The organism is Williamsia sp. Y844, assembly GCF_056786475.1.
Map to the genome: position 1 here is coordinate 695,830 of NZ_JBXCJB010000002.1, position 21,039 is coordinate 716,868.

A 21,039-nucleotide genomic window follows, 5' to 3' on the forward strand; every position below is an offset into this window, starting at 1 on the left:
CGTTGAACCGGGACGTCAGGGATACCGGCGTCGGTATCCGTGCGACCGTGGCCGACATCGCCTACGACGAGTTCGTGGTCGGCGCGGGCGACGCCACCCCCATCGCATCGATGGTCGCGGGCATCGACAGTGCGGGTGTCACGATCGATGGTCGGCGGATGCACACCACCGAGGCGTGGTCGCGGTTGTTCGCCGAGATGGCCGGGATCGGTCCGGTGACGCTGGCGTACCCCAGCACGTGGGGCCACCGGCGAACCGAGATCCTGCGCAACGCGGCACTTGCGTACTGCAGCCAGTTGGAACTCGTACCGCGCGCGGTGGCGATCGCCCGTTCCCACCTCGACTCGGCGGCCCAATGTGTGGTGGTGATCGAGGTCCACGGGCGCAGCGCGTCCGATAGGCGGATCGACGTCCACGAGCTGCGGTCGTCGGCGGCCGGACCGCAGATCTCGTCGACCCGGGTTCTCACCGATGCGGAGGGACTACCCGAACTCCTGGCCGAGGTGGTGGACAACCGCGTCGAGGCGATTCTGGTCGACGGTCGCGAGCGGGCTGCGGTGGCTGCGGTCTGTCGTGGCGCCGAAGCATCGACCATCGTCGGCCGGGTCCTGACGGTCGACCGGTCACTGTTGCGCCGATTCGGTGGTGCCGAACTGCCTCCCGCACGCATCGACGACGGCCCACCACCGGTCAGAGCCCGGAGCCGGCGCCGCATCGTCGCTGCCGTCGCGGCCCTGCTGGTGTTTGTGGCGGCGGCAGTTGGCGTCGGTGTCGCGGTGATGAGGGACGGTGCGGCGGCGGCGCCGGTGGCCGAGGCCGATCAGACGGTCCAGCTCGGACGCGTGAGTCTGACGGTTCCCGGCGGCTGGCGGAGCAGCAGCGAACCGCCTGCCGAAGGCGTCGTCTCGCGAACCACGTTCGCCGCCCCGGAGAACGACAGCCGTCTGATCGTCCTGCAGAACGCGGTCCGCGACACCTCTACCTTGGCCTCGGTCGCGGTGAGCCTGCGCAACCGCATCGATCAGCGCGGTGACGCGGTCGTGCAGGAGTTCTCCGCGAGTACGCAGTTCGGGGGCCGCGAGGTGATCAGTTATCGCGAGGTCCCGGTATCGGGTGGGACCATCCGCTGGTACTTGACGGTGGAGCGGGGACTGCAGGTCAGCATCGGTTGTCAGAGCGGATCGGCGGGCGAACCCATCGACGCGCAATGCCGCACGGCGGTCCGATCGGTGCGGATCGAGCCGCGCTGACACGGGCCGGTCTCGAGCGCTGGTCGGAGGCGTTTTGACCATGATGACGCCCGAACGGTACTGTTATTCGTTGGTGCGCGGCCGTCTGGTTTACCGGGCGAGTCGAGGCCTGGGTCCCCACTGGTCGCCAGGGCAACCTCTGCCACGTACCTGACCAGCTCCATATCACCGAAACGACAGGACTTTCTGTGCCTACGTACACCCCGAAGGCGAGTGACATCACGCATGCGTGGCTTGTCATCGACGCCACCGACGTGGTGCTCGGTCGCCTTGCCGTGCAGAGCGCCAATCTGCTCCGCGGCAAGCACAAGCCGACCTACGCCCCCCACATGGATGGTGGCGACTTCGTCATCATCATCAACGCCGAGAAGGTTGCCATCAGCGGCAACAAGCTCGACGACAAACTGCTCTACCGCCACTCGGGTCACCCGGGCGGCCTGAAGTCCCGCACTGTCGGTGAGACCCTGGCCACCCGTCCAGAGCGCCTCGTCGAAAAGGCGATCATCGGGATGCTCCCGAAGACCAAGCTCGGTAACGCCATGGCTTCCAAGCTGAAGGTGTACGCCGGACCCAACCATCCCCACGCGGCTCAGCAGCCCGTGCCCTTCGAGATCACCCAGGTTGCCCAGTGACGGCGCCGGAGGAGCAAAACGTGTCCGATCAGACCGAAGCCGAAGTTGTGGCTGCTGAAGTCGTTGAGGCCGAGGTCGGCGCCGATGACTACACCGTGGACGAGGCTGTTGCCGAAGAGGTCGTCGACACCCGTGCGCCGATCGAGTTCGATCGCCCGGTCCAGACCGTTGGTCGCCGTAAGGAAGCTGTCGTTCGCGTCCGCTTGAGCCCCGGCACCGGCGAGTTCAAGCTCAACGGCCGCAGCCTGGAGGAGTACTTCCCCAACAAGGTGCACCAGCAGCTGATCAAGGCCCCGTTTGTCACCGTGGAGCGCAACGATGCATTCGACATCTTCGCGAACCTGCATGGTGGCGGCCCGTCGGGACAGGCCGGCGCGCTGCGTCTGGCCATTGCCCGCGCACTGATCGAGGTCACACCGGACGATCGCCCGGCCCTGAAAAAGGCCGGCTTCCTCACCCGTGACCCGCGTGCAGTGGAGCGCAAGAAGTACGGCCTGAAGAAGGCCCGTAAGGCTTCGCAGTACAGCAAGCGCTGATCTCTTTTCAGTCGCGAGGATTATCGAGCTCGTCTTGACCACAGGCAGGCGTTCAGAAATCTCTGGACGCCTGCCTGTGTGCATGAGAACCAAAGGAACGTAATGGGGCACCTGTTCGGCACGGATGGTGTTCGGGGACTGGCGAACGCCGACCTGACTCCGGAACTGACACTGTCGCTGGCACAAGCCGGAGCGCGAGTACTCGCGACCCGATCCAACTCCACCGGACGCCCGGTTGCGATTGTCGGCCGTGACACCCGGGCATCGGGGGAGATGCTCGAGGCAGCGGTGTGTGCCGGCTTGACCGCAGCGGGTGTTGACGCCCTGCGCGTCGGTGTCGTGCCCACGCCTGCCGTCGCGTACCTCACCGATCACTACGGCGCCGCGTTCGGCGTCATGATCTCGGCTTCACACAATCCGATGCCCGACAACGGGATCAAATTCTTCGGCCCTGGTGGCCACAAACTGGCCGATGCGGCCGAGGACGCCATCGAAACAGCGCTCGACGCTGCCGTGCCGCGTCCGACCGGGGCCGATGTCGGGCGGGTCCGTGACGCCGACGACGCCCTGGATATCTACCTGCGGCACCTTTCCGGGATGGTCGAGTCGAACCTGAAGCCGGTGACCGTTGTGGTCGATTGTGCTCACGGCGCCGCCTATCTGGCCGCCCCGCGCGCTTACCGCGCCGCCGGTGCCACGGTGATCGCGATCAGTGCCGATCCCGATGGAAACAACATCAATGATGGTTGCGGGTCAACGCATCTGGATCAGGTTCAGGCAGCAGTCCGCGAATACGGTGCCGATCTCGGACTGGCTCACGATGGTGACGCCGATCGGTGCCTGGCAGTGGACGCCTCGGGCGAGATTGTCGACGGCGATGCCATCATGGCGGTGCTGGCGACGTCCATGAAGGACGCAGGCACCCTCAAGGACAACACCCTCGTGGCTACGGTGATGAGCAACCTCGGGTTGCATCACGCCATGACGCAGGCCGGAATTGCGGTGCGCACCACCGGCGTTGGTGACCGGTATGTACTCGAAGAACTTCGCGCCGGTGGTTATTCCCTCGGTGGCGAGCAGTCCGGCCACGTGGTGATCCCGTCACACGGCACCACGGGCGACGGCATCTTGACCGGTCTGGCACTGATGGACCGGATGGCTTCCACCGGTAAATCGCTGGCCGACCTGGCCTCGATCATGCACGCGCTGCCGCAGGTGTTGATCAATGTCCGCGTGGCCGACAAGAACGTCGTGGCGCAGGCCGCATCGGTGAAACAAGCTGTCGCAGTGGCCGAAGGCGAACTCGGGACCACCGGGCGCGTGCTCCTGCGGCCGTCAGGGACGGAGCAGTTGGTTCGGGTGATGGTCGAGGCCGCCACCGCCGAGCAGGCCCGGTCTGTTGCCCAGCGGATCGCCGAGGCGGTCGAGGCGGCCTGATCGCCGAAGGTCTTCGGGTCTCGTTTGACGCAGTGCACACGCGCCTGCGCGACGCGCCCGCAAACATCTGACAACAGATGTGACTTGAATCACTGTTTTTCGAATCTTGCTGCTTGTTTGGCTCCTATGTGAATTCTTCGAGAAGTATTCTCGCATTCGCAACCATTGGTCGATCGACATGGTTGGGCGACTCTGTTCATGCTGGTAGTTGGCATGGAATGGAATTGGCGTCCCCCGTACTGGGGTCACTGTAGTTCGGTTCTTTGGGGCCGGATAATTGCCTTGGATAATCGGGGTATTTGCCAATGTGAAATTGTAGAAATATCCGATTGGCATCATTTACGCCTCTGACCTGCGTAGATACACCACTTAACACTTATGCAAGAGATATTTGGGTGAACAGAACTTTATCTGGGTGTAGCTCGTCACCGGCGTCGGCCGTCGAGGTTTTCGTTATGACAGACATGCCTGACTGTGGAATGCTGTTGGCGGGAAATGTTTGAGAAGAAATGCTTTTCCCGAATCGTCAGGTCGCGCAGGGTGACCGTGCTGTCACCTCTATGAAGGGATTCAAAATGGGATCGTCCATTGACATTGATGTACTGGAAATCTTTCAGTTCCTGATCAAGAACGCCGATTTTCTTGGTGTCTTCTTCGGCTCTTGAGCTGAGATAGGCGAAAGCCTGTCGTGATGTCCGCGCCCCGTGTATTCGGGGCGCGGACATCGCTGTTTCGACGGGATGATCCCGGCGCTGCCATCTGAAGTCGATCAGGGAACCTCACCGCACACCGGTACGTCCAACCGGGTGGGAGGTCAGCATGGCAAATCAGACCTGGATCGATCCGTTGGAGGTGCGGCGCGTCGGTGGCATCTTCGTCGGCACCGCGCGATCAGTGGATGTTGCGTGCATGGGGTTGGGGGATTGCGACTTCGGTGCCCAGTTGGGCCGCCGCTACGCCCATCACGAATTGGCCTACTCGGCGGGCCTGATGGCGATGGCACAGAGTGTGAGAATGCTGGCGCAATCGGCGCGGCAGTTCGGTGACGGCCTGGTTTGTGCGGCCGACACCTTGGACGGACACGACACGATCAATGCCGATTCCTTCGGCGATGGGGAAGCCCGGCGTGGGTAGGGAACCAGGCGCCGGCACGAACCTGCAGTCCGAACTCGCTGCCACGCGCGAAGCGGCCGAGTCCGCCCTGGAGTTCTTTGCACATGTCGCACCATTGGCGCAGCGATTGGGGATGACCGACTTCCCCGAGTTCGCGGTCTTCGAGGGGCGCTTTCGCCAGGCCGACGACCTGCGCACGGCCCAACTGCGTGCCGACGGTGTTGTGGTGCAACAACTCCACACAACCGTGGCATCTGCGGTCGCGGTCCAGAAACAACAAGAGGGTGTCCTGGCCGACGTGTGGCCGGATGGGTCCGGGATCGCCGCGCAACAGCAGCTTCAATTGATCGTTCCGCGTGCCGAGGCCGATCTAGCAGAGATCGCCGGGATCGGCGCCGGCATGCTGGTCGCGGCCGACTGCATCGACGTCGCACGCTTCACCCAATACAGCTGTATCGCCATGATCGAACCGGACAACCTCCTCGGTGTTCCGATTGCCTTGTGGCTGAAAATGAAAACAGCGTGCTTTGCGCACCACGCCGAACTCCGGGCCGCGATCGGCGCCGCCGTTGACCTGTTCGGGACGGCGGTGACCACCTGCGATGACGCCATCGAAGCGATTCTGTCGGGGCTGTGTAACGCCATGGCAGCGGTCGACAGCGCCGCCTGTCCAGCGGCGGTCTCCGGGGCCGACGGCGAACTCAGACGCGACGGCGGCGGGAGCGCAGATCGGGGCGGTGACGGGGACGGGCCTGATGGAAGGGCAGGGGAGTCGGGCCGGGGCGGGTTACCGGCGAACCCGCAAGCGGACCCGGGCCAGGGTGTGGCGAAAGCCGGCTCAGCCGTTACCGGGCGGTCTGTCTCCGGGGCGACCCCGGTATCACCCGCCACCTTCTCCGGCGGTGAGAGCGGCATCCCGGCTGGTACGGGCACGTCTGGTGTATCCGATGCACCGACGCTGGGCGCGTCGGCGTTCTCGGGGGAGGCAGCCGCTGAACTGTTGGGTCCGTTGCTGGGTGTTGTCGGCACCATCGCTGCCGCCGCGGTCACCGGTCTGTCCGAAGCGATCACCACAGTGCTCGCTCAGGGCGGTGGGCTGTCGGCCGACGGGCCGATCGACACGGTGCCAGCGGAAGAACCGGCGGGATCCGATGGTCGTTGCGGACCAGGCGGCGCGGCCGCCTCGATCATGCTGGGCGACAAGATCATCGAGATCAAGGCGGGTTCCGATGGTGCGTCGGTGAGCCTTACGGTGACCGGCGCAGGCGGTGATACCGACACCCATGTACTCGAAGTGCGACCGGACGGTTCGATCGGAACCACGGAGGCAACGGCAGGCAGGGACGGCGCCGGGGATCAGGGAGGTTCCGGGGATCAGGGCAGCTCCACCGCAGAAGAAACGGCCACCGAAGAGGGGGCGGCCACCGAACCTGTGGCTCCGACGTCGCAGGCGTTACCGGATACTGACGTCGCGCCGCCAGCCGTGGCGCAAACGCCGTGCCCGCCCCATGAGCCGGGATCGCAGACCCCGGTTCCGCAGGCGTCGCCTCAGGCCGCCACCCGGCCGGCGCCGGACATCGAACACACCACGCCCGGAGTCGGTGACAACCCGTCGAACAGGGGCACGCCGGTGTCGCCGCAATCGTCACAACAGGGTGACGGGGTCCCACCTGCGGAGGATGGTCAGCTGGCTTTGGCGGGTGACCAGTGAGCGTTGCAGACCTGTTCGATGAGATCATCGGCGCGGCAAGGCGTAAGACCGCCTCTGCGACAAAGAACTACGAGCGACAGGTGGCCGTGCTCGGTGAACGGGTACGGGTGCAGGCCGCCGACGATCGGCACCGCCGGGGTGTCACGCGCGAGTCGGTCGCACGGGGCGGGGCGATACTCCTGCCCGCCGACGACATCGACCTCAGTCCGCACAGCCCCGTCTCCACTCCGGCATCGGTGACCGAAGGAGTTGCTGACGTCGCCGACGAGATCGTCAGCGACAACCGGGCCGCATCCGGAGACGGTCCGATCGACACCGGAGCGGACTTCTCGTTCGGCAGCGGTTGGCTGACCGACCGCTGACCGAACCTTCTCGTCCGGTCGGGTCAGCTACGGAGCAGTCGCGTGAGTGGATCGACCACATCTTCGGTACCCGGCGGCAGCGATTCGGGATCGACGGTGAGCAGTTTGCCCAGCGCGGCATCGGGATCACTGAACGCTGAGTAGGTGTTGTCGGAGGTCAGCTGATGAAGCAGGAAACCGGTGAGGACACCGCGGGTCACCCGCTGGGTGGCCCTGCTGTTTCCACCGGCTCCCAGTACCCCACGCACGCTGAATCCCTCGGCCAGGCCACGATTGTCGGCCTTCGGCGCCATCCGCAGAACAGCCTGGCTCTCGGCAGGCAGAGCGCGGCGCAACGCCAACGCATTCGAGGTCATCGACTCGAGCTCACCCGGTGCGGTCAGGATCATCGTCGGAATCTTGATCGCCTCTGCAGCCGGAAGCACAGCCTTGCTGGTCGGTGCCGGATACAGCGCGGCCAGCGCCTTCGCGCGCTCACTCCGGGAAGCAGCTAGTGTGGCCGCACCCGCGCCGAAACCGTGTCCGACGAGCCCGAGGCGATGCTTGTTCACGGTGATGTCGCCGGTGCCGAGACGGACCTCGCTGATCACACCCAGCGCTGTTTCGAGATCGGCGGCCAGTCCCTCGTCGGAGCCGAGCATGCCTTTCTCGGTGGACGGCGCGGCCGCCACGATGCCCCAGGACGCCAGATGCGCAAGCGTCTTGTAGTACTGCTTGGCACCGGTCAGCCAGCCGTGTCCGAACGCGATGCCGGGGAGGTCTTTGCCCTGTGCTGGTGTGTAGATGGTTCCGGGGAGCCCGACGATCGCCATGTCGCCGCGCAGGACCTTGTGCGGTCCCGTTCTGGACAGCTGCGAGAGAAGCTTCTTGGGGTTGGCCACGATCTGACTCTAGGTGATCGCGGCGACCAACGGCAGCAGGCCTTCGTCTAAAGAAAGCAAGTTGGGCCGAGAGTGTCGATTCAGCGCGCATTTGGATCGGGATATTGGGAGAGTATTCGAATGGATGCCAATAAAATCCGCAGTGCCTACCTGGCTTTGATGCAGGAAAAGGGCCATGCCCTGATCCCGCGGTCCCCGCTGGTACCGCAGGACGACCCCACCACATTGTTCACCGGCAGCGGTATGCAACCGCTGTTGAAGTACCTGCTCGGCGAGGAGCATCCGGAAGGCAAACGTCTGGCCGATTCGCAGACCTGCTTGCGTTCGCAGGACATCGAGGAGGTCGGCGACAACCGGCACACCACGTTTTTCGAGATGCTGGGCAATTGGAGTCTCGGCGATTACTTCAAATCCGAACAGATTCCACTGTTCTGGCATTTCCTGACCGATGTCGTCGGTCTCGACCCGAGTCGCATCTATGTCACGGTGTTCGCAGGCGACCCGGAGAACGGCATCCCACGCGACGACGAGAGTGCCGACATCTGGACCGAGTTGTTCACCGCGGCAGGGGTTTCGGCAGATCGAGTGGTACTGCTCACCGAGGAACAGGGCAACGAACAGGGTAACCAGGGCGCGCGGATCGCCTACTACAGCGACAAGAACTGGTGGTCGCGTTCAGGCGGTCCGGCGACGATGCCGGTGGGTGACCCCGGTGGTCCCGACAGCGAGGTCTTCTACTATTTCCCGCAGGTCGAGCACGACACCGCTTTCGGAAAGTACCCGCATCAGAACTCCGACGGCGGGCAGTACATGGAAATCGGCAACTCGGTTTTCATGCAATATGCCAAGACGGACGACGGTTTTGCGCAATTGCCCAAGCGGAACGTCGATTACGGTGGTGGCCTCGAACGGATCGCGGCCGCGGCGATCGACAGCCCGGACGTATATCGGATCAGTCTGCTGTGGCCGATCATCGAGAAGATCGAAGAGCTCACCGCGAAGTCGTATGAGGACAACATTGTGGCGATGCGCGTGATCGCCGACCACATCCGCGGAGCGGTGTTTCTGGCTGTCGACGGTGTTGTCCCGTCGAACAAGGAACAGGGCTACGTGATGCGGCGTCTGCTGCGTCGTGCGATCCGATTCGCCCATCAGCTCGGGGTGGAACAGAACTTGCTCACCCAACTCGTCCCGGTGGTTGCCGACCTCTACACGGAGGCCTACCCCGAGGTGGCGGATCGACGCGACGTGGTGATTGCGGTTCTGGAGAAGGAGGAGCGGTCATTCCGCCGGACGCTTGGCAAGGGATTGCGAGAGCTGAAACGGCTGGGCAAGACCGGCGACACCGTCACCGGCGACGACCTCTTCAAGCTCTCGGACACCTTCGGATTCCCCGTGGAGTTGTCGGCAGAGGAAGCCGTGGCCCGTGGGCTGCCGCTGACCGAGAACTGGCGCGCGGAGTTCGACGACGCCATCGAGGCGCAGCGCGCCCGTTCGCAGGCCTCGACCAAGCTCGGTGCCGGGACCGCCTAGAGCTGTTCCGGGGCTCGCGAATCGGTGGCCGGAGCCCACTTCTGGTGGGCCTGGCCACCCGATTCCGAGCCGAGGCCCTGGGGATCGGCGACGCTGGCGAGCCTGATGTCGAGTTCGGTCTTCCACTCCCGGCTCACCTGCTGGTCGAGAGCGGCAAGCCGCTCGATCAGGGGCGGGTGCTGAGCCGGCGGTGTGCTCGCCTGCAACGTCATGAACAACGAACGCAGGCGGCGCTGGACCTGGGTGGAGCCGGTGCTGAAATGCCGGATCTCATCGGTGGCCAATGAGACGTAGTCGTTCCAGGTCCGTCGGTAACCATGTACCCGCGACATCGCCTCCAGTGTGCGGTCGGTGCGCACCCGGGGTGCGAGCAGCAACAACAGATCCTCGAGATGGTCGATGGCCTGGACTGCGCGCCCCGGGTCGTTGATCGCGGGGGACAGCGCTTTGAGCGCAACGTCCACAATTGCCTGCAACGCCGCCGAAGGGCTGACCGATGGCCGATGCGCATCGCCGAAACACAGCGTCCCGAGGAGCTGATGCTTCCGGATCTCGGTGAGCGACAGGGCATCCCCATGAACGACGAAGAGGGGGGCCTCGAGTGCCACGAAGTCACCGATACGCGGTTGCACCTCGATCTGCGCGCCCCAGCGAACTCCGAGTCGCTGCAGTTGCGGGAGGTTGATCGCCACCAGCACCCGGCCTTTGCCGGGTAGTCGTTCCAGTTTCATGGTCACGGAAGGCAGATCGAGATCCGGTGACCGGGTCGCCGGCATCGGGCTCTCGCGGCCTGAGGCGGTGAGATCGGTGGAAATGCCGGTGTATGTGCGTTTGATCGCCCGGTGTCCCTCTTCGGCGATCCAGCGAAGTAGCCTCGTGGAGTTCAGGATTCGCCCGACCTTGGAGACGAGTACCACAAACATGATTGCGCTGGCGAAGGCCAGGAGCAATGCGAAGGCGCCGGAGGCGATCGGGGCGCGGTTGTCTTCAGAGGCCATGTCGGAGGCGACGATGAGGGAATAGACAAAGGTGGCCAGGAAAAGACCGTTGGCCCATCGGATGACCGGATCCTGTTGCAGGACAGGTACCACTCGTACCGACACCTGGGTGGCGCCGAACTGCATCGCCAGGGTTGTCGCGGTGAAGACAAGACCGGTCAGTGTGATCATGCCCCCGGCGATCGCACTGAGCAGCGTTGCCATCGAACCGGTATCGACCGTTTCCGACGGAGTTGCATTGTCGATGGCCTGGAAGACGCCGGTCATCACCACCGCCAACAGCACGAGCCCGATCGGGAGTCGCCAGACACGAACGGTGCCGAGCCGGCGCTTCGTCCGCCGCCACCGCACCCCGTCGCGGATGCGGCGCCCGAGATCACCCAGCACGTGCATCGGCGCGATTACTCCTTGTTCGTCGCCAGCCTGAGCATCTGACCCGGGGTGGCGTTGGGAAGGTACGCGCGCGTCAACGCAATTCCGATGCGGGGCAGGTCGCCCTCGTCGCGGAAGCACATGTAGACCGGCTCGTACCGGGGCTGGAACTTCATCTTGAACGCGTGCAGGGACCGGAATCCGTAGAACGGTTCCATCGCCGCACCCAGTGTGTCGAGGAGACGATCCATGGCCTCGGCATCACCCGATTCGTTCTCGGCCCGCGCCAGCGGGGCACCCGACAGCGAGAGGATCTGTGCACCTTCGGCTTTGAACGCCAGTGCGGAGCTGGCGATGAGGAACTCGATGCAGGGGCGGAAGCCGTCGTCGCGGCGGCGCATCACGTCGAGCGTCCACCCGCGCATGCTGCCATCGGGTCCGAAGACCGGCAGCCACGAGAGCACACCGTGTATCGATCCAGTCTCATCGGTGGCCAGCGCAATGCGAACATCGGGGTCGAGGGCTTCTTCCACGCTGCCAAGGGTGAACCCCATCTCGGGGAGATCTTTGTCGCCGACCCATTCTTCGGAGATCGCGCGGACCTGCGCGAGCACCGCGAACGGTTCGTCCTTCAAAGTGGTCAGTTTGAAGGTGATGCCTTCCTTCTTCGCCCGGTTGATGGCAGATCGGATGTCCTGCCACGGTTTGCCTTTGAAGGCCAGCGTCGGCAGGTCGATGATGGTGTCTTCGGCGATCTGCAGTGTGCGCCAACCCATGTCGCGGGCGACGGTGGCGGTGTTCTCACTGACGGAGAACCAGAAGGGGATCCGGCCGCTGTTCTCGGCGAGGTCGGTGAACTCGCGGACCGTCTCGGTGAGTTTGTCCGGTGCGCAGACCGGGTCGGCGAGTGCAACGAGGGTTCCGGCGGGACGCTGGTATCCGATGACGCCCGTGCCGTCTTTCGTGAAGGCGTAGCGGTTGTTCTCCCAGGTGATCATCCAGCTCATCGTGCTGCCGCCGTGTTCTTTCAACAACGTACGGACCTGCTGCGACGGATCCGGTCCACCGTTCCCGGCCATCACCTTTCGGCTGTTGAACGGGACGGTGAAGGCGTAGCGGCCATTGAACAGCAGGATCAATTCCACGATCCAGAGCAGGCCGGTTCCCATGGTGACCGCACCCTGGCCGACATACGACGAGGTGATGAGGGCAACGATGACAACGATGAGGGCGGCAACGTACAACAGGCCGTAGAGCACGGTGATCCACCACGCCCACCGACGCCCACGACGTAGCTGATCCGCGATGAGCAGCACGATCAGCATGGTGACGATCGATCCCCAGCTCAACTTGTCGGTCGAATCGGTGGGACCAAACGGTCCGTCTCCCGGGAACAGTGCAACCGCGATGTTCACGACCCCGATGAGGACCAGGCCGAGGAAGCTGATCATCCTGATCTCTTGGCGCGTGCGTGGCATCACGCCCGATTCGTGCCTGCTGAAGAACTTTTCGCCGACGATCAGCATGACAGTGACGGCGATCAGGTGCGAGACATCCGCGAGGGTTCCTTCGAAGAGGAACGAAATCGCCACGTAGGCAAGGAGGATCGCTCGGGCCCGCAAGCGCCACGGGGATCGTAGGCAGGCGGTTGCCGCGGCCACGGATGCGACGACCGCGGTGGTCACCCCGACGTCGCGGACCTCGGACAGGCCATCGACCCAGTGCCAGGATGCCGGCAGGAAGATCGCGATGAAGGCTATCGCACCCAGGATTCCGACGAGTTGGCCGACAATCGCGACAACTGCCACCCGCAGTGTGCCCAGCAGCCATTCGGACCAACCGACGAAGATCGCAAGCAACAGGACGATGCTGAGGTATCGCAGCGGGTGCAGTCCGAAGAGTGTGCCCGACAGGGGCGTCCACCATTTACCCTCGGTCAGCGGCTGATAACCGTATGCGACATTGTCGAACCAGCTCTTGTGCTCGACCGCCTCCCACAGTGCCCCGGTGGCGATGCCCAGCACGAGAATGACGGAGATGAGCGCCGCGGTGAACGGGACCCTGCGGATCGTCTGTCCGAGGACCCCGGCAACCTTGGCGACTGCCGACGGTCCCGCAGGTTCAACCTGGGTCTGCGTTGAGGCAGGGTGGGGTGCAACTGCCGTCTGCGCAGTCGTGGTGTCGGCCGCCTTGGTGGCGTTGGTCGCCGCCGGCTCGGTGGTGTTGGTCGCCGCCGGCTCGGTGGTGGCTGCCGCCTGCTCGGCCGGTGTTGCCTCACTGGGGGTCTCGGGCGTGCTCATCGGCACCTTTCGTTTCGTGTCGCCGGACGCGTCCGGCGAGTGGCGGGCCTCAACGGAACATCAGCCCGCATGTGTAGTGCATCGCTACTCGAATGATTGTCGTATGTCTCACGGCAGACCGAGCCGTTTTCCGAGCCAGGGCATTTCTTGCTTCAGGCCCGCTGACCAGACGGCGAACGAGTGGCCGCCCGGCACGGTGCTGAAATGCACGTCCATCCCGGCGGCCTTCGCGGCTTCGTAGACCTGCATCAGTCCGGGCCGGTATTCGGTGTCGTCTTTACCGACCACAAATGCGCCTGCCACGCCCGGGTACTGCTTCGTTTTCATCAGGTCCATCGGATTGACGGCAACAAACTTGGCCTCATCTCCGCCGAAGGCAGCATCGACGGTCTGTTTGCGGTTGCCGAGTGTCGGCTCCAACTGGCCGGACAGGTCGAGGAACGTCGGGTAGATCTCCGGATGGTTGGTGGTCATCTGCAGCGCGCAGGTGCCGCCGTACGAGAGTCCGCCGATGGCCCACGCCTTCGCGTTCTCGTCGACCTGGAGGTTCTGTTTGACCCAGTTCGGGACATCCTGCGAGAGATAGGTCGCGACGTTGCCCAGTTTGGAGTCCGTGCACAGCGGATTGGCCAACGCGCTGCCAGTGGCATCGGCCACGACCACGATCGGCGCGAGCCCGTTGTTCTGGTTCGCGTAGTTGTCCATGGTCTCGGGCAGTCGACCGCCGACGAGCCAGTCTTGGGGAGCTCCGGGTTGTCCCGCCATCAGGACCAGAACAGGAAGCAGCGGGCGCGGGTGGGAGAAATAGGCGGGCGGCAGATAGATCTTGGCCGGACGCGCGGTGAAACTCGATGCCGTGGAAGGAATTGATGCGGTGCTGATGCTGCCCTGGGTTGGCAGATCGTGAGGGTTCTTCCACTCATCCGGATCTACGGTTTTGAGATCGTTTCTGCTTGCCTCTTCAAAGGAAATCGTCTTGAAGTGATTGATCCCGAAAACCGACCCGACCGTCGGGTATTCGCTGAAGTGTTCGTTGATTGCAGACAACGGCATGACAATCGCGAATATGGCAGCGAGAACTGTGATGACTCTGCCGATGCGACCGCTACCCATGACCAGTCTGGGGATGAAGAGCAGCGCCGCGAACACCGCCACACCGCCCCAGATGTAGCAGTTCGTGGGCACCGCGTCGGAAAAGAGCTTCCAGACATCCTCGATGAGCCACTTGGACAGGACTACCAGCGCCACCGCGACCGCGGCGGCCACCGGTACCACCACCAGCAGGTACTTCTTCTTGAAGAACAGGATCAGCCAGGCGAGTCCGGCGAACCCGGCGATGTCGATGATCCATGGCAGCGCGCCGTCGAGCACCGATAGGTCCCAGAGCCAGTTCATGCTTGTTTCCTTCGAATGCTGGTGATCGCCGATGCGGGGGAGATCACCGCTTCTGGAAAGATACCCGCAAAAATGCCCGAATAGGGTGTTTGAGAAGGGAATTGGAGCGAATATTGGTTCATCAAGCGTGGAAACAAGAGTGCTGCCAAAGAATCATTGATTCCAGAGGCGGAAGGGATAACTATCGGAGATATTCAGATCGATAACCGGATCAATATCCAGTGATGTCGAAGGCGCCAATCGACTTGGCCACCGGTGGTGGAGGACATACGAATCGAACGTATCCAGGGCGTCCCAACCGACGCATCCCCCTTGACTCTCGCGGCGCTTGCGCTCCGTGATTTCCAAGAGTTCGCTCACTGTAGCCCGGAATGTCGTTTCCTGTCACGCCGAACCGGAGTTTTGGTTTCGCAAATCTGGTTCTGCTTGCGGCAATTCACTCCTGCCGCAGGCGGCAAGTACCCTGTAGCACTATGTGTGGAATCGTCGGATACGTGGGCAGACGCGATGCTCTCGAGGTTGTTGTCGAGGCGCTGCGGCGTATGGAGTACCGCGGTTACGACTCGGCCGGAGTCGCGATTCTGGACGGCGCGGGTAACGCTGCAGTCGAGAAGAAGGCCGGTCGCCTGGAGAACCTCGACAAGGAACTCGCCTCCATCGGGCGCGAGTCGTTTACCGGTACCACCGGCATCGGGCACACCCGGTGGGCAACCCACGGCCGGCCAACCGACCGCAACGCACACCCGCATACCAGCATCGACGGCAAGATCGCGGTGGTCCACAACGGGATCATCGAGAATTTCGCGGCGTTGCGTGGCGAGGTGGAGCAGGCCGGTATCGAGTTCACGTCCGATACCGACACCGAGACCGCAGTCCACATGATCTACCTGCAGTACGCGTCCGGACCCACCGCGGGCGACTTCGTGGCCAGCGCGTACGCGGTCCTCGCGCGGCTCGAAGGTGCATTCACGCTCGTGTTCACCCACGCCGATCACCCCGACACGATCGTGGCCGCACGCCGGTCGACACCGCTGGTGGTGGGTGTCGGGCAGGGCGAGATGTTCGTGGGTTCCGATGTGGCGGCATTCATCGAGCACACCCGCGACGCCGTCGAACTCGGCCAGGACCAGGTGGTGGTCATCACGGCCGACAGCTACCTGATCACCGACTTCGAGGGGAACGTCCAACCCGGCAAACCGTTCCACATCGACTGGGACCTCGCTGCCGCGGAAAAGGGTGGCTACGACTACTTCATGCTCAAGGAGATCGCCGAGCAGCCGCAGGCACTCGCCGACACCCTGCTCGGTCACTTCGAGAACGGGCGCATCGTCCTCGACGAGCAGCGACTGACCGATGACGACCTGCGCGACATCGACAAGGTCTTCGTGGTGGCCTGCGGTACCGCCTATCACGCCGGATTGCTGTCGAAGTATGCGATCGAGCACTGGACCCGGCTGCCGGTCGAGGTCGAACTGGCCAGTGAGTTCCGGTATCGGGATCCGGTGCTGGACCGTTCGACGCTCGTGGTGGCCATCTCGCAGTCGGGGGAGACGGCCGACACCCTCGAGGCGGTGCGGCACGCCAAGGATCAGAAGGCCAAGGTCCTGGCGATCTGCAACACCAACGGTGCCCAGATCCCGCGCGAATCCGATGCCGTCCTCTATACCCATGCGGGCCCCGAGATCGGCGTCGCATCGACCAAGTGTTTCCTCGCGCAGATCACCGCGACCTACCTGGTCGGACTGGCTCTGGCACAGGCACGCGGTACCAAGTACCCCGACGAGGTCGCCCGTGAGTTCGCGGCGCTCGAAGCGATGCCCGCCGCGGTCAGCAAGGTGCTCGACTCCATGGAACCGGTTCGTGCGCTCGCCCGCGACCTCGCCCACTGCGGCACCGTGCTGTTCCTTGGCCGGCATGTGGGCTATCCGGTAGCGCTCGAGGGCGCACTCAAACTCAAGGAACTCGCGTACATCCATGCCGAGGGGTTTGCCGCCGGTGAACTCAAGCATGGCCCGATCGCGCTGATCGAAGACGAGCTCCCGGTGATCATCGTGATGCCGTCCCTGACCGGGCGCGCGGTGCTGCATTCGAAGATGATCAGCAATATCCGTGAGATCCAGGCACGTGGGGCGACCACGATCGTCATCGCCGAAGAGGGCGACGAATCAGTGGTGGATGTCGCCGATCACCTGATCCGGATCCCGCAGACACCGACATTGCTCCAGCCGTTGGTTTCGACTGTGCCGCTTCAGGTATTTGCGGCCGCGGTCGCGCAGGCCAGAGGCTACGACGTGGACAAGCCGCGCAACCTGGCCAAGTCTGTCACCGTCGAGTAGTTCAGGGGTTCTCCGGCCATGATCAGCTACTTCACCGCCGACCAGATCCGGGTGGCCGAGGCGGCCACCGGTGATCTGCTGTCCGGTGGTGTGTTGATGGGTCGGGCTGCGCACGCGGTTGCCGGAGTGGTTGCTGCCGAACTGAAGTCCCGGGTCGGCGGATGTTATGGCCGTGTGGTCGGGGTTGTCGCCGGCTCGGGTGACAACGGCGGCGACGCGCTCTATGCCGCTGCCGAGCTCCGCCGTCGCGGGGTACAGGCGCAGGCGGTGCTACTCGGGGGCGATCGCACCCATGCCGGCGGACTGGCCGCGTTTGAAAAGGCCGGTGGTGTGGTTGTCGAAAGGTTCTCCGACACAGTCGATCTGATCATCGACGGAATCGTCGGACTCAGTGGAACCGGTCCTTTGCGTCCGCCGGCCGCGGAAGTTCTTGCCGCCTCTGGTGCGCCCATCATCTCGGTGGACATCCCATCAGGGGTCGAGGCCGATACCGGATTCGTCAATAGTCCTGCCGTCAAGGCGGCGGTCACGGTGACTTTTGGGGCAGCGCGGATCGCGCACGTGATGGCGGCGGCGCAGTGCGGCCGAATCGTGGTGGCGGACATCGGTATCGATGCCACCGGGTCAACGGTCGGTCAGCTCACGGACGACGACGTGGCGGCGCTGTGGCCGATTCCAGGGCCCGCGGACGACAAATACAGCCAGGGTGTGGTCGGGATCGTCGCCGGGTCTGCCCGTTATCCGGGTGCCGGAGTGCTCTGCACCGGCGCCGCGGTGTCTGCGACGTCGGGCATGGTCAGATATGCCGGAGGCGCAGGCCCGAACGTGTTGGCGCAGTATCCCGAGACCGTGGTCGCCGATGAACCGGAGAACGCCGGGACCGTGCAGGCCTGGGTGGTGGGTCCCGGCGCCGGTACCGATGCCGCCGGCCTCCGGCGACTGGAGTACGTCCTGTCCACCGATCTGCCGGTCCTGATCGACGCCGATGGACTCACGTTGGTCGCTGCGCACCGCGATCTGGTCACAGGCCGCGACGCGCCGACCCTGCTGACCCCGCATGCCGGCGAATTCGCCCGTCTGACCGGATCCGCTCCGGGGCCGGATCGGATCGCGGCAGTGCGTGAACTGGCCGCCGAACTGCGGGCGACGATACTTCTCAAAGGTCGCGCCACGGTGATCGCCGGGGCCGACGGCCTGTCCCTTGTCAACGACGCACGTTCGTCGTGGGCGGCGACCGCGGGCGCCGGAGACGTACTGTCCGGTATCGCGGGCAGCCTGCTCGCGGCCGGGATCGATGCATCACTCGCCGGCGCCGCCGCGGCCCGGGTACACGCTCTGGCTGCGATCACCGCATCGGGCAACACGGCTCCGATCGGGGCATCTTCCCTGGTCAAGGCCCTGTCGCCGACCTTGCGCGAGTTACTCGGTGGCCGCAGGTGAAAGAATGGGACGTGATGAACACTCCGGCACTAGAAGCGCGGATCGATCTTTCGGCGGTCTCGCACAACATCGGCATCCTGCGGGCGCACACCAGCGCCCAGATCATCGCGGTGGTGAAAGCTGACGGATACGGCCATGGCGCCGTCGAGATAGGTCGGGCAGCGCTCGCCGCGGGCGCCGCGGAGTTGGGCGTGACAACGATCGACGAGGCGCTCGAACTGCGCCGCGCGGGGATCACCGCTCCGGTGCTCGCCTGGTTGCACGGTCGTAATTCGGACTTCGTCTCGGCCATCGAGGCGGACGTTCAAGTCGGGATCTCCTCATCTCGTGAGCTCGAGGCGGTGGTGGCCGCGGCACGTACCGCCGGTCGCGCCGCATCGGTGACCGTCAAGGTCGACACGGGCCTGGCACGCAACGGGGTACACATCACCGAGTGGGACGACACCAGAGATGCGTTGGCGAAAGCCGTTGCCGAACAGGTGATCATCATGCGCGGTGCGATGAGTCACCTCGTGCGCGGTGACGAACCGGATCATCCGCTCAATGATCTGCAGGCGCAGCGTCTGGACGAGGCCGCTGACGATCTGGCCCGGGTGGGTGCGCCGGTCGAGGTTCGGCACATCGCCAATTCGGCGGCCACCCTGATGCGGCCCGACCTTGCGCGCGATCTGGTGCGTCCGGGAATCGCGATCTATGGGCGCTCACCGATTCCCGATCACGGTGACTTCGGTCTGATACCGGTGATGACATTGTCGGCCGAGGTGCTCTCGGTGAAGAAAGTTCCGGCGGGACAAGGTGTTTCATACAGTCATAGTTGGGTGGCCCCGCACGACACGACCGTCGCGCTGCTTCCGGCCGGGTACGCCGACGGTGTGCCCCGGCTGCTGTCGAACACGCTGAGTGTGCAGATCAACGGTCGCCGATACCCCAATGTGGGCCGCGTCTGCATGGATCAGATGGTCGTCGATGTCGGTCCTGACGGCGGTGGGGTGGTCGTCGGAGACCGGGCCGTCCTGTTCGGAACCGGTACCGACGGAGGTCCGACCGCGCTCGAATGGGCAGAAGCGATCGGCACCATCGACTACGAGATCATCTCGGGTATCCGTGGCCGTGCGGTCCGGACCTACGTCACCGCGCCCGGTCGCGGTGAGGTGGTCTGATGGAACGATCCGGACGGCTCGAGATCCTCGCAGGCACAGCCGGTGTCGCGACGCTGGGTGCGTTGGCGCTCGGTGCCGCTGCCCGCTCGCTGACCCGCAGGCAACCGGCAACCCCCGATCCGAACTCGATCGAGGATTTTGGCCTGATCTACACCGATCACGCGAGCATCGTGGTCGCCGACGATGGTGTGCCACTTGCAGTTCGGGAAGTCGGACCGGCCGATGCGCCGCTGACGGTGGTATTCATCCACGGGTTCTGCCTGCGCATGTCGACGTGGCATTTCCAGCGGCGCGACCTCGAAAAGCGCTGGGGTGGAGACGTTCGGATGATCTTCTTCGACCATCGTGGGCACGGCGAGTCCGGGCAGGCTTCGGCCGGGTCGTGCACCATCACCCAGATGGCCGCCGATGTCGAAGCTGTGCTGCGAACAGTGGTCCCGACCGGACCGGTTGTCCTGGTGGGTCATTCGATGGGCGGGATGGCGATCATGGCATTGGCGAGCCGACGACCCGAACTGTTCGGGACAAGGGTTCTCGGTGTGGGGCTGGTGGCCTCGGCCGCGCACGGCATCGCGGAGGTGGGTCTGGGGCGCGGTCTGCAGAATCCGCTGGTCGATGCCTTCCGGTTGTCTGTCCGGCAGGCGCCGCGCGCGGTGGAGGCCGGACGCGGATTGACCCGGATGCTGATGGCCCCGGTGCTGACGGCCGGGAGTTTCGGATCCACATTCCATTCACCGGCGGTCAGCGAGTTCGTCGAGTCGGTCATCCAACGCACCCGGATCGACACGGTGGTCAACTTTCTGCGGTCACTCGAAGAACATGATGAAACAGCCGGACTGGCTGTCCTTTCGGCGATCCCGACCCTGGTTGCGTGCGGCTACGAGGACAAGGTCACCCCGCTTCCGAACTCGGTGGAACTGCACAACCGGCTGGGCTCGCGATGCGAACTGGTCGGCGTACCGGATTGCGGTCACATGGTGATGCTCGAGAAGCCGGACGTCATCACCGACGCCGTCGAGTCCCTGGTCGAGCGGGCCTGGCAGTCATGAGCCCTGTCCTGCCGCACCAGTGCACTCTGCCGGACGTCGCCGACACCGAGGCCTTCGGCCGCGAACTCGCTGCCGGACTGGCCGCAGGCGACGTGGTGATCCTCGACGGACCACTCGGCGCGGGCAAAACCGCGCTGGCCCGCGGTATCGGCGCCGGACTCGGCGTGACCGGCCGGGTGAGCTCGCCCACGTTCATCATCGCCCGCCAGCACCGGGCGGGTGTAGAGGGTCGGCCGGGCATGATCCACGTCGACGCGTATCGCCTCGGCGGTCTCGATGAACTCGATGCACTCGATCTCGACACCGATCTCGAAGATTCGGTGGTCGTGGTCGAGTGGGGCGAGGGTGTGGCCGAGCGGCTGAGCCGCCGGCACCTGCTGATACGCCTCACGCGCGACATCGACACCGACGAACGCACCGCCTCCTACGGCTGGATCACAGACTGACCCGATTCTCCCGATCCCATGGGTCGAGCTCCGCTCCGGTTCGTCTCCCGATGATGTGGGGTTGTGGCGAACAAAACCCCAGGTGAGC

General features: G+C 64.4%; 18 protein-coding genes. 13 read left to right on the top strand and 5 right to left on the bottom strand.

Features of this window, described 5'->3' with window-relative positions:
- The first annotated feature begins 2 nt into the window (after positions 1 to 2).
- The 4 genes from AC1TQG_RS15530 (at position 3) to glmM (ending at position 3,855) form a co-directional block, all read left to right on the top strand.
- A complete protein-coding gene (locus tag AC1TQG_RS15530; RefSeq protein ID WP_482138293.1) occupies positions 3 to 1,250 on the top strand; it encodes a type VII secretion-associated protein in 1,248 nt (415 codons plus the stop codon).
- 188 nt (positions 1,251 to 1,438) lie between these two features.
- Positions 1,439 to 1,882, top strand: a complete 444-nt coding sequence (gene rplM / locus AC1TQG_RS15535; protein ID WP_482138295.1) for a 50S ribosomal protein L13 — start codon at positions 1,439 to 1,441, stop codon at positions 1,880 to 1,882.
- The gene (gene rpsI, locus AC1TQG_RS15540) at positions 1,879 to 2,418 is read left to right on the top strand and encodes a 30S ribosomal protein S9 (protein WP_482138297.1); all 540 of its coding nucleotides are present in this window, start codon (positions 1,879 to 1,881) and stop codon (positions 2,416 to 2,418) included. The genes rplM and rpsI overlap by 4 nt, the downstream gene beginning before the upstream one ends.
- 102 nt (positions 2,419 to 2,520) lie before the next feature.
- Positions 2,521 to 3,855, top strand: a complete 1,335-nt coding sequence (gene glmM, locus AC1TQG_RS15545; RefSeq protein WP_482138299.1) for a phosphoglucosamine mutase — start codon at positions 2,521 to 2,523, stop codon at positions 3,853 to 3,855.
- A gap of 425 nt (positions 3,856 to 4,280) precedes the next feature.
- On the opposite strand, the gene AC1TQG_RS15550 is transcribed toward glmM, so the two are convergent.
- Positions 4,281 to 4,580 (bottom strand): hypothetical protein, encoded by a 300-nt coding sequence (locus tag AC1TQG_RS15550; protein ID WP_482138300.1) that lies wholly within the window; start codon positions 4,578 to 4,580, stop codon positions 4,281 to 4,283.
- Positions 4,581 to 4,674: 94 nt separating this feature from the next.
- On the opposite strand from AC1TQG_RS15550, the gene AC1TQG_RS15555 reads away from it, so the two are divergent.
- The 3 genes from AC1TQG_RS15555 to AC1TQG_RS15565 are packed head-to-tail and all read left to right on the top strand — an operon-like array spanning position 4,675 to position 7,041.
- Complete coding sequence (locus tag AC1TQG_RS15555; RefSeq protein ID WP_482138301.1) at positions 4,675 to 4,989, top strand: hypothetical protein; 315 nt, start codon at positions 4,675 to 4,677, stop codon at positions 4,987 to 4,989.
- Positions 4,982 to 6,679, top strand: a complete 1,698-nt coding sequence (locus AC1TQG_RS15560) for a DUF5585 domain-containing protein (protein WP_482138303.1) — start codon at positions 4,982 to 4,984, stop codon at positions 6,677 to 6,679. Before AC1TQG_RS15555 ends, AC1TQG_RS15560 begins: the two co-directional genes overlap by 8 nt.
- Positions 6,676 to 7,041: a hypothetical protein gene (locus tag AC1TQG_RS15565; RefSeq protein WP_482138304.1), complete on the top strand. Its 366-nt coding sequence runs from the start codon at positions 6,676 to 6,678 to the stop codon at positions 7,039 to 7,041. The genes AC1TQG_RS15560 and AC1TQG_RS15565 overlap by 4 nt, the downstream gene beginning before the upstream one ends.
- Before the next feature lie 23 nt (positions 7,042 to 7,064).
- Here AC1TQG_RS15565 and AC1TQG_RS15570 read toward each other — a convergent pair whose 3' ends face one another.
- Entirely contained in the window at positions 7,065 to 7,922 is an 858-nt protein-coding gene (locus AC1TQG_RS15570) for a dienelactone hydrolase family protein (RefSeq protein WP_482138306.1), read from the bottom strand.
- Positions 7,923 to 8,042: 120 nt separating this feature from the next.
- Here AC1TQG_RS15570 and AC1TQG_RS15575 point away from each other — a divergent pair, with 120 nt between their 5' ends.
- Positions 8,043 to 9,455 carry an alanine--tRNA ligase-related protein gene (locus AC1TQG_RS15575; protein WP_482138308.1) on the top strand — a complete coding sequence of 471 codons (1,413 nt, stop codon included), beginning with the start codon at positions 8,043 to 8,045 and terminating at the stop codon, positions 9,453 to 9,455.
- On the opposite strand, the gene AC1TQG_RS15580 is transcribed toward AC1TQG_RS15575, so the two are convergent.
- The 3 genes from AC1TQG_RS15580 to AC1TQG_RS15590 form a co-directional block, all read right to left on the bottom strand.
- On the bottom strand, positions 9,452 to 10,846 hold the full coding sequence (locus AC1TQG_RS15580; RefSeq protein WP_482138310.1) for a DUF2254 family protein: 1,395 nt from the start codon (positions 10,844 to 10,846) through the stop codon (positions 9,452 to 9,454). The two genes, AC1TQG_RS15575 and AC1TQG_RS15580, sit on opposite strands and share 4 nt — an antisense overlap.
- Positions 10,847 to 10,854: 8 nt before the next feature.
- Positions 10,855 to 13,125 (bottom strand): bifunctional lysylphosphatidylglycerol flippase/synthetase MprF, encoded by a 2,271-nt coding sequence (locus AC1TQG_RS15585; protein WP_482138311.1) that lies wholly within the window; start codon positions 13,123 to 13,125, stop codon positions 10,855 to 10,857.
- Positions 13,126 to 13,233: 108 nt separating this feature from the next.
- Entirely contained in the window at positions 13,234 to 14,520 is a 1,287-nt protein-coding gene (locus tag AC1TQG_RS15590; RefSeq protein WP_482138313.1) for an alpha/beta hydrolase, read from the bottom strand.
- Between the two features lie 473 nt (positions 14,521 to 14,993).
- On the opposite strand from AC1TQG_RS15590, the gene glmS reads away from it, so the two are divergent.
- Genes glmS through tsaE form a run of 5 tightly spaced genes read left to right on the top strand, consistent with a single transcriptional unit; the run spans position 14,994 to position 20,951 of the window.
- Positions 14,994 to 16,856 carry a glutamine--fructose-6-phosphate transaminase (isomerizing) gene (glmS, locus tag AC1TQG_RS15595; RefSeq protein WP_482138314.1) on the top strand — a complete coding sequence of 621 codons (1,863 nt, stop codon included), beginning with the start codon at positions 14,994 to 14,996 and terminating at the stop codon, positions 16,854 to 16,856.
- An 18-nt stretch (positions 16,857 to 16,874) separates the two neighbouring features.
- On the top strand, positions 16,875 to 18,296 hold the full coding sequence (locus AC1TQG_RS15600) for an NAD(P)H-hydrate dehydratase (RefSeq protein ID WP_482138316.1): 1,422 nt from the start codon (positions 16,875 to 16,877) through the stop codon (positions 18,294 to 18,296).
- 14 nt (positions 18,297 to 18,310) lie between these two features.
- The gene (gene alr / locus AC1TQG_RS15605; RefSeq protein WP_482138318.1) at positions 18,311 to 19,456 is read left to right on the top strand and encodes an alanine racemase; all 1,146 of its coding nucleotides are present in this window, start codon (positions 18,311 to 18,313) and stop codon (positions 19,454 to 19,456) included.
- On the top strand, positions 19,456 to 20,505 hold the full coding sequence (locus AC1TQG_RS15610) for an alpha/beta fold hydrolase (RefSeq protein WP_482138320.1): 1,050 nt from the start codon (positions 19,456 to 19,458) through the stop codon (positions 20,503 to 20,505). The genes alr and AC1TQG_RS15610 overlap by 1 nt, the downstream gene beginning before the upstream one ends.
- Entirely contained in the window at positions 20,502 to 20,951 is a 450-nt protein-coding gene (tsaE, locus tag AC1TQG_RS15615) for a tRNA (adenosine(37)-N6)-threonylcarbamoyltransferase complex ATPase subunit type 1 TsaE (protein ID WP_482138322.1), read from the top strand. Before AC1TQG_RS15610 ends, tsaE begins: the two co-directional genes overlap by 4 nt.
- Positions 20,952 to 21,039: the final 88 nt, after the last annotated feature.

Coding starts and splice junctions, on each gene's coding strand:
- glmM (WP_482138299.1), top strand. CDS start 2,521: ATGGGGCACCTGTTCGGCACGGATGGTGTTCGGGGACTGGCGAACGCC.
- AC1TQG_RS15550 (WP_482138300.1), bottom strand. CDS start 4,580: ATGTCCGCGCCCCGAATACACGGGGCGCGGACATCACGACAGGCTTTC.
- AC1TQG_RS15555 (WP_482138301.1), top strand. CDS start 4,675: ATGGCAAATCAGACCTGGATCGATCCGTTGGAGGTGCGGCGCGTCGGT.
- AC1TQG_RS15575 (WP_482138308.1), top strand. CDS start 8,043: ATGGATGCCAATAAAATCCGCAGTGCCTACCTGGCTTTGATGCAGGAA.
- AC1TQG_RS15580 (WP_482138310.1), bottom strand. CDS start 10,846: ATGCACGTGCTGGGTGATCTCGGGCGCCGCATCCGCGACGGGGTGCGG.
- AC1TQG_RS15585 (WP_482138311.1), bottom strand. CDS start 13,125: ATGAGCACGCCCGAGACCCCCAGTGAGGCAACACCGGCCGAGCAGGCG.
- AC1TQG_RS15590 (WP_482138313.1), bottom strand. CDS start 14,520: ATGAACTGGCTCTGGGACCTATCGGTGCTCGACGGCGCGCTGCCATGG.
- glmS (WP_482138314.1), top strand. CDS start 14,994: ATGTGTGGAATCGTCGGATACGTGGGCAGACGCGATGCTCTCGAGGTT.
- AC1TQG_RS15600 (WP_482138316.1), top strand. CDS start 16,875: ATGATCAGCTACTTCACCGCCGACCAGATCCGGGTGGCCGAGGCGGCC.
- alr (WP_482138318.1), top strand. CDS start 18,311: ATGAACACTCCGGCACTAGAAGCGCGGATCGATCTTTCGGCGGTCTCG.
- AC1TQG_RS15610 (WP_482138320.1), top strand. CDS start 19,456: ATGGAACGATCCGGACGGCTCGAGATCCTCGCAGGCACAGCCGGTGTC.
- tsaE (WP_482138322.1), top strand. CDS start 20,502: ATGAGCCCTGTCCTGCCGCACCAGTGCACTCTGCCGGACGTCGCCGAC.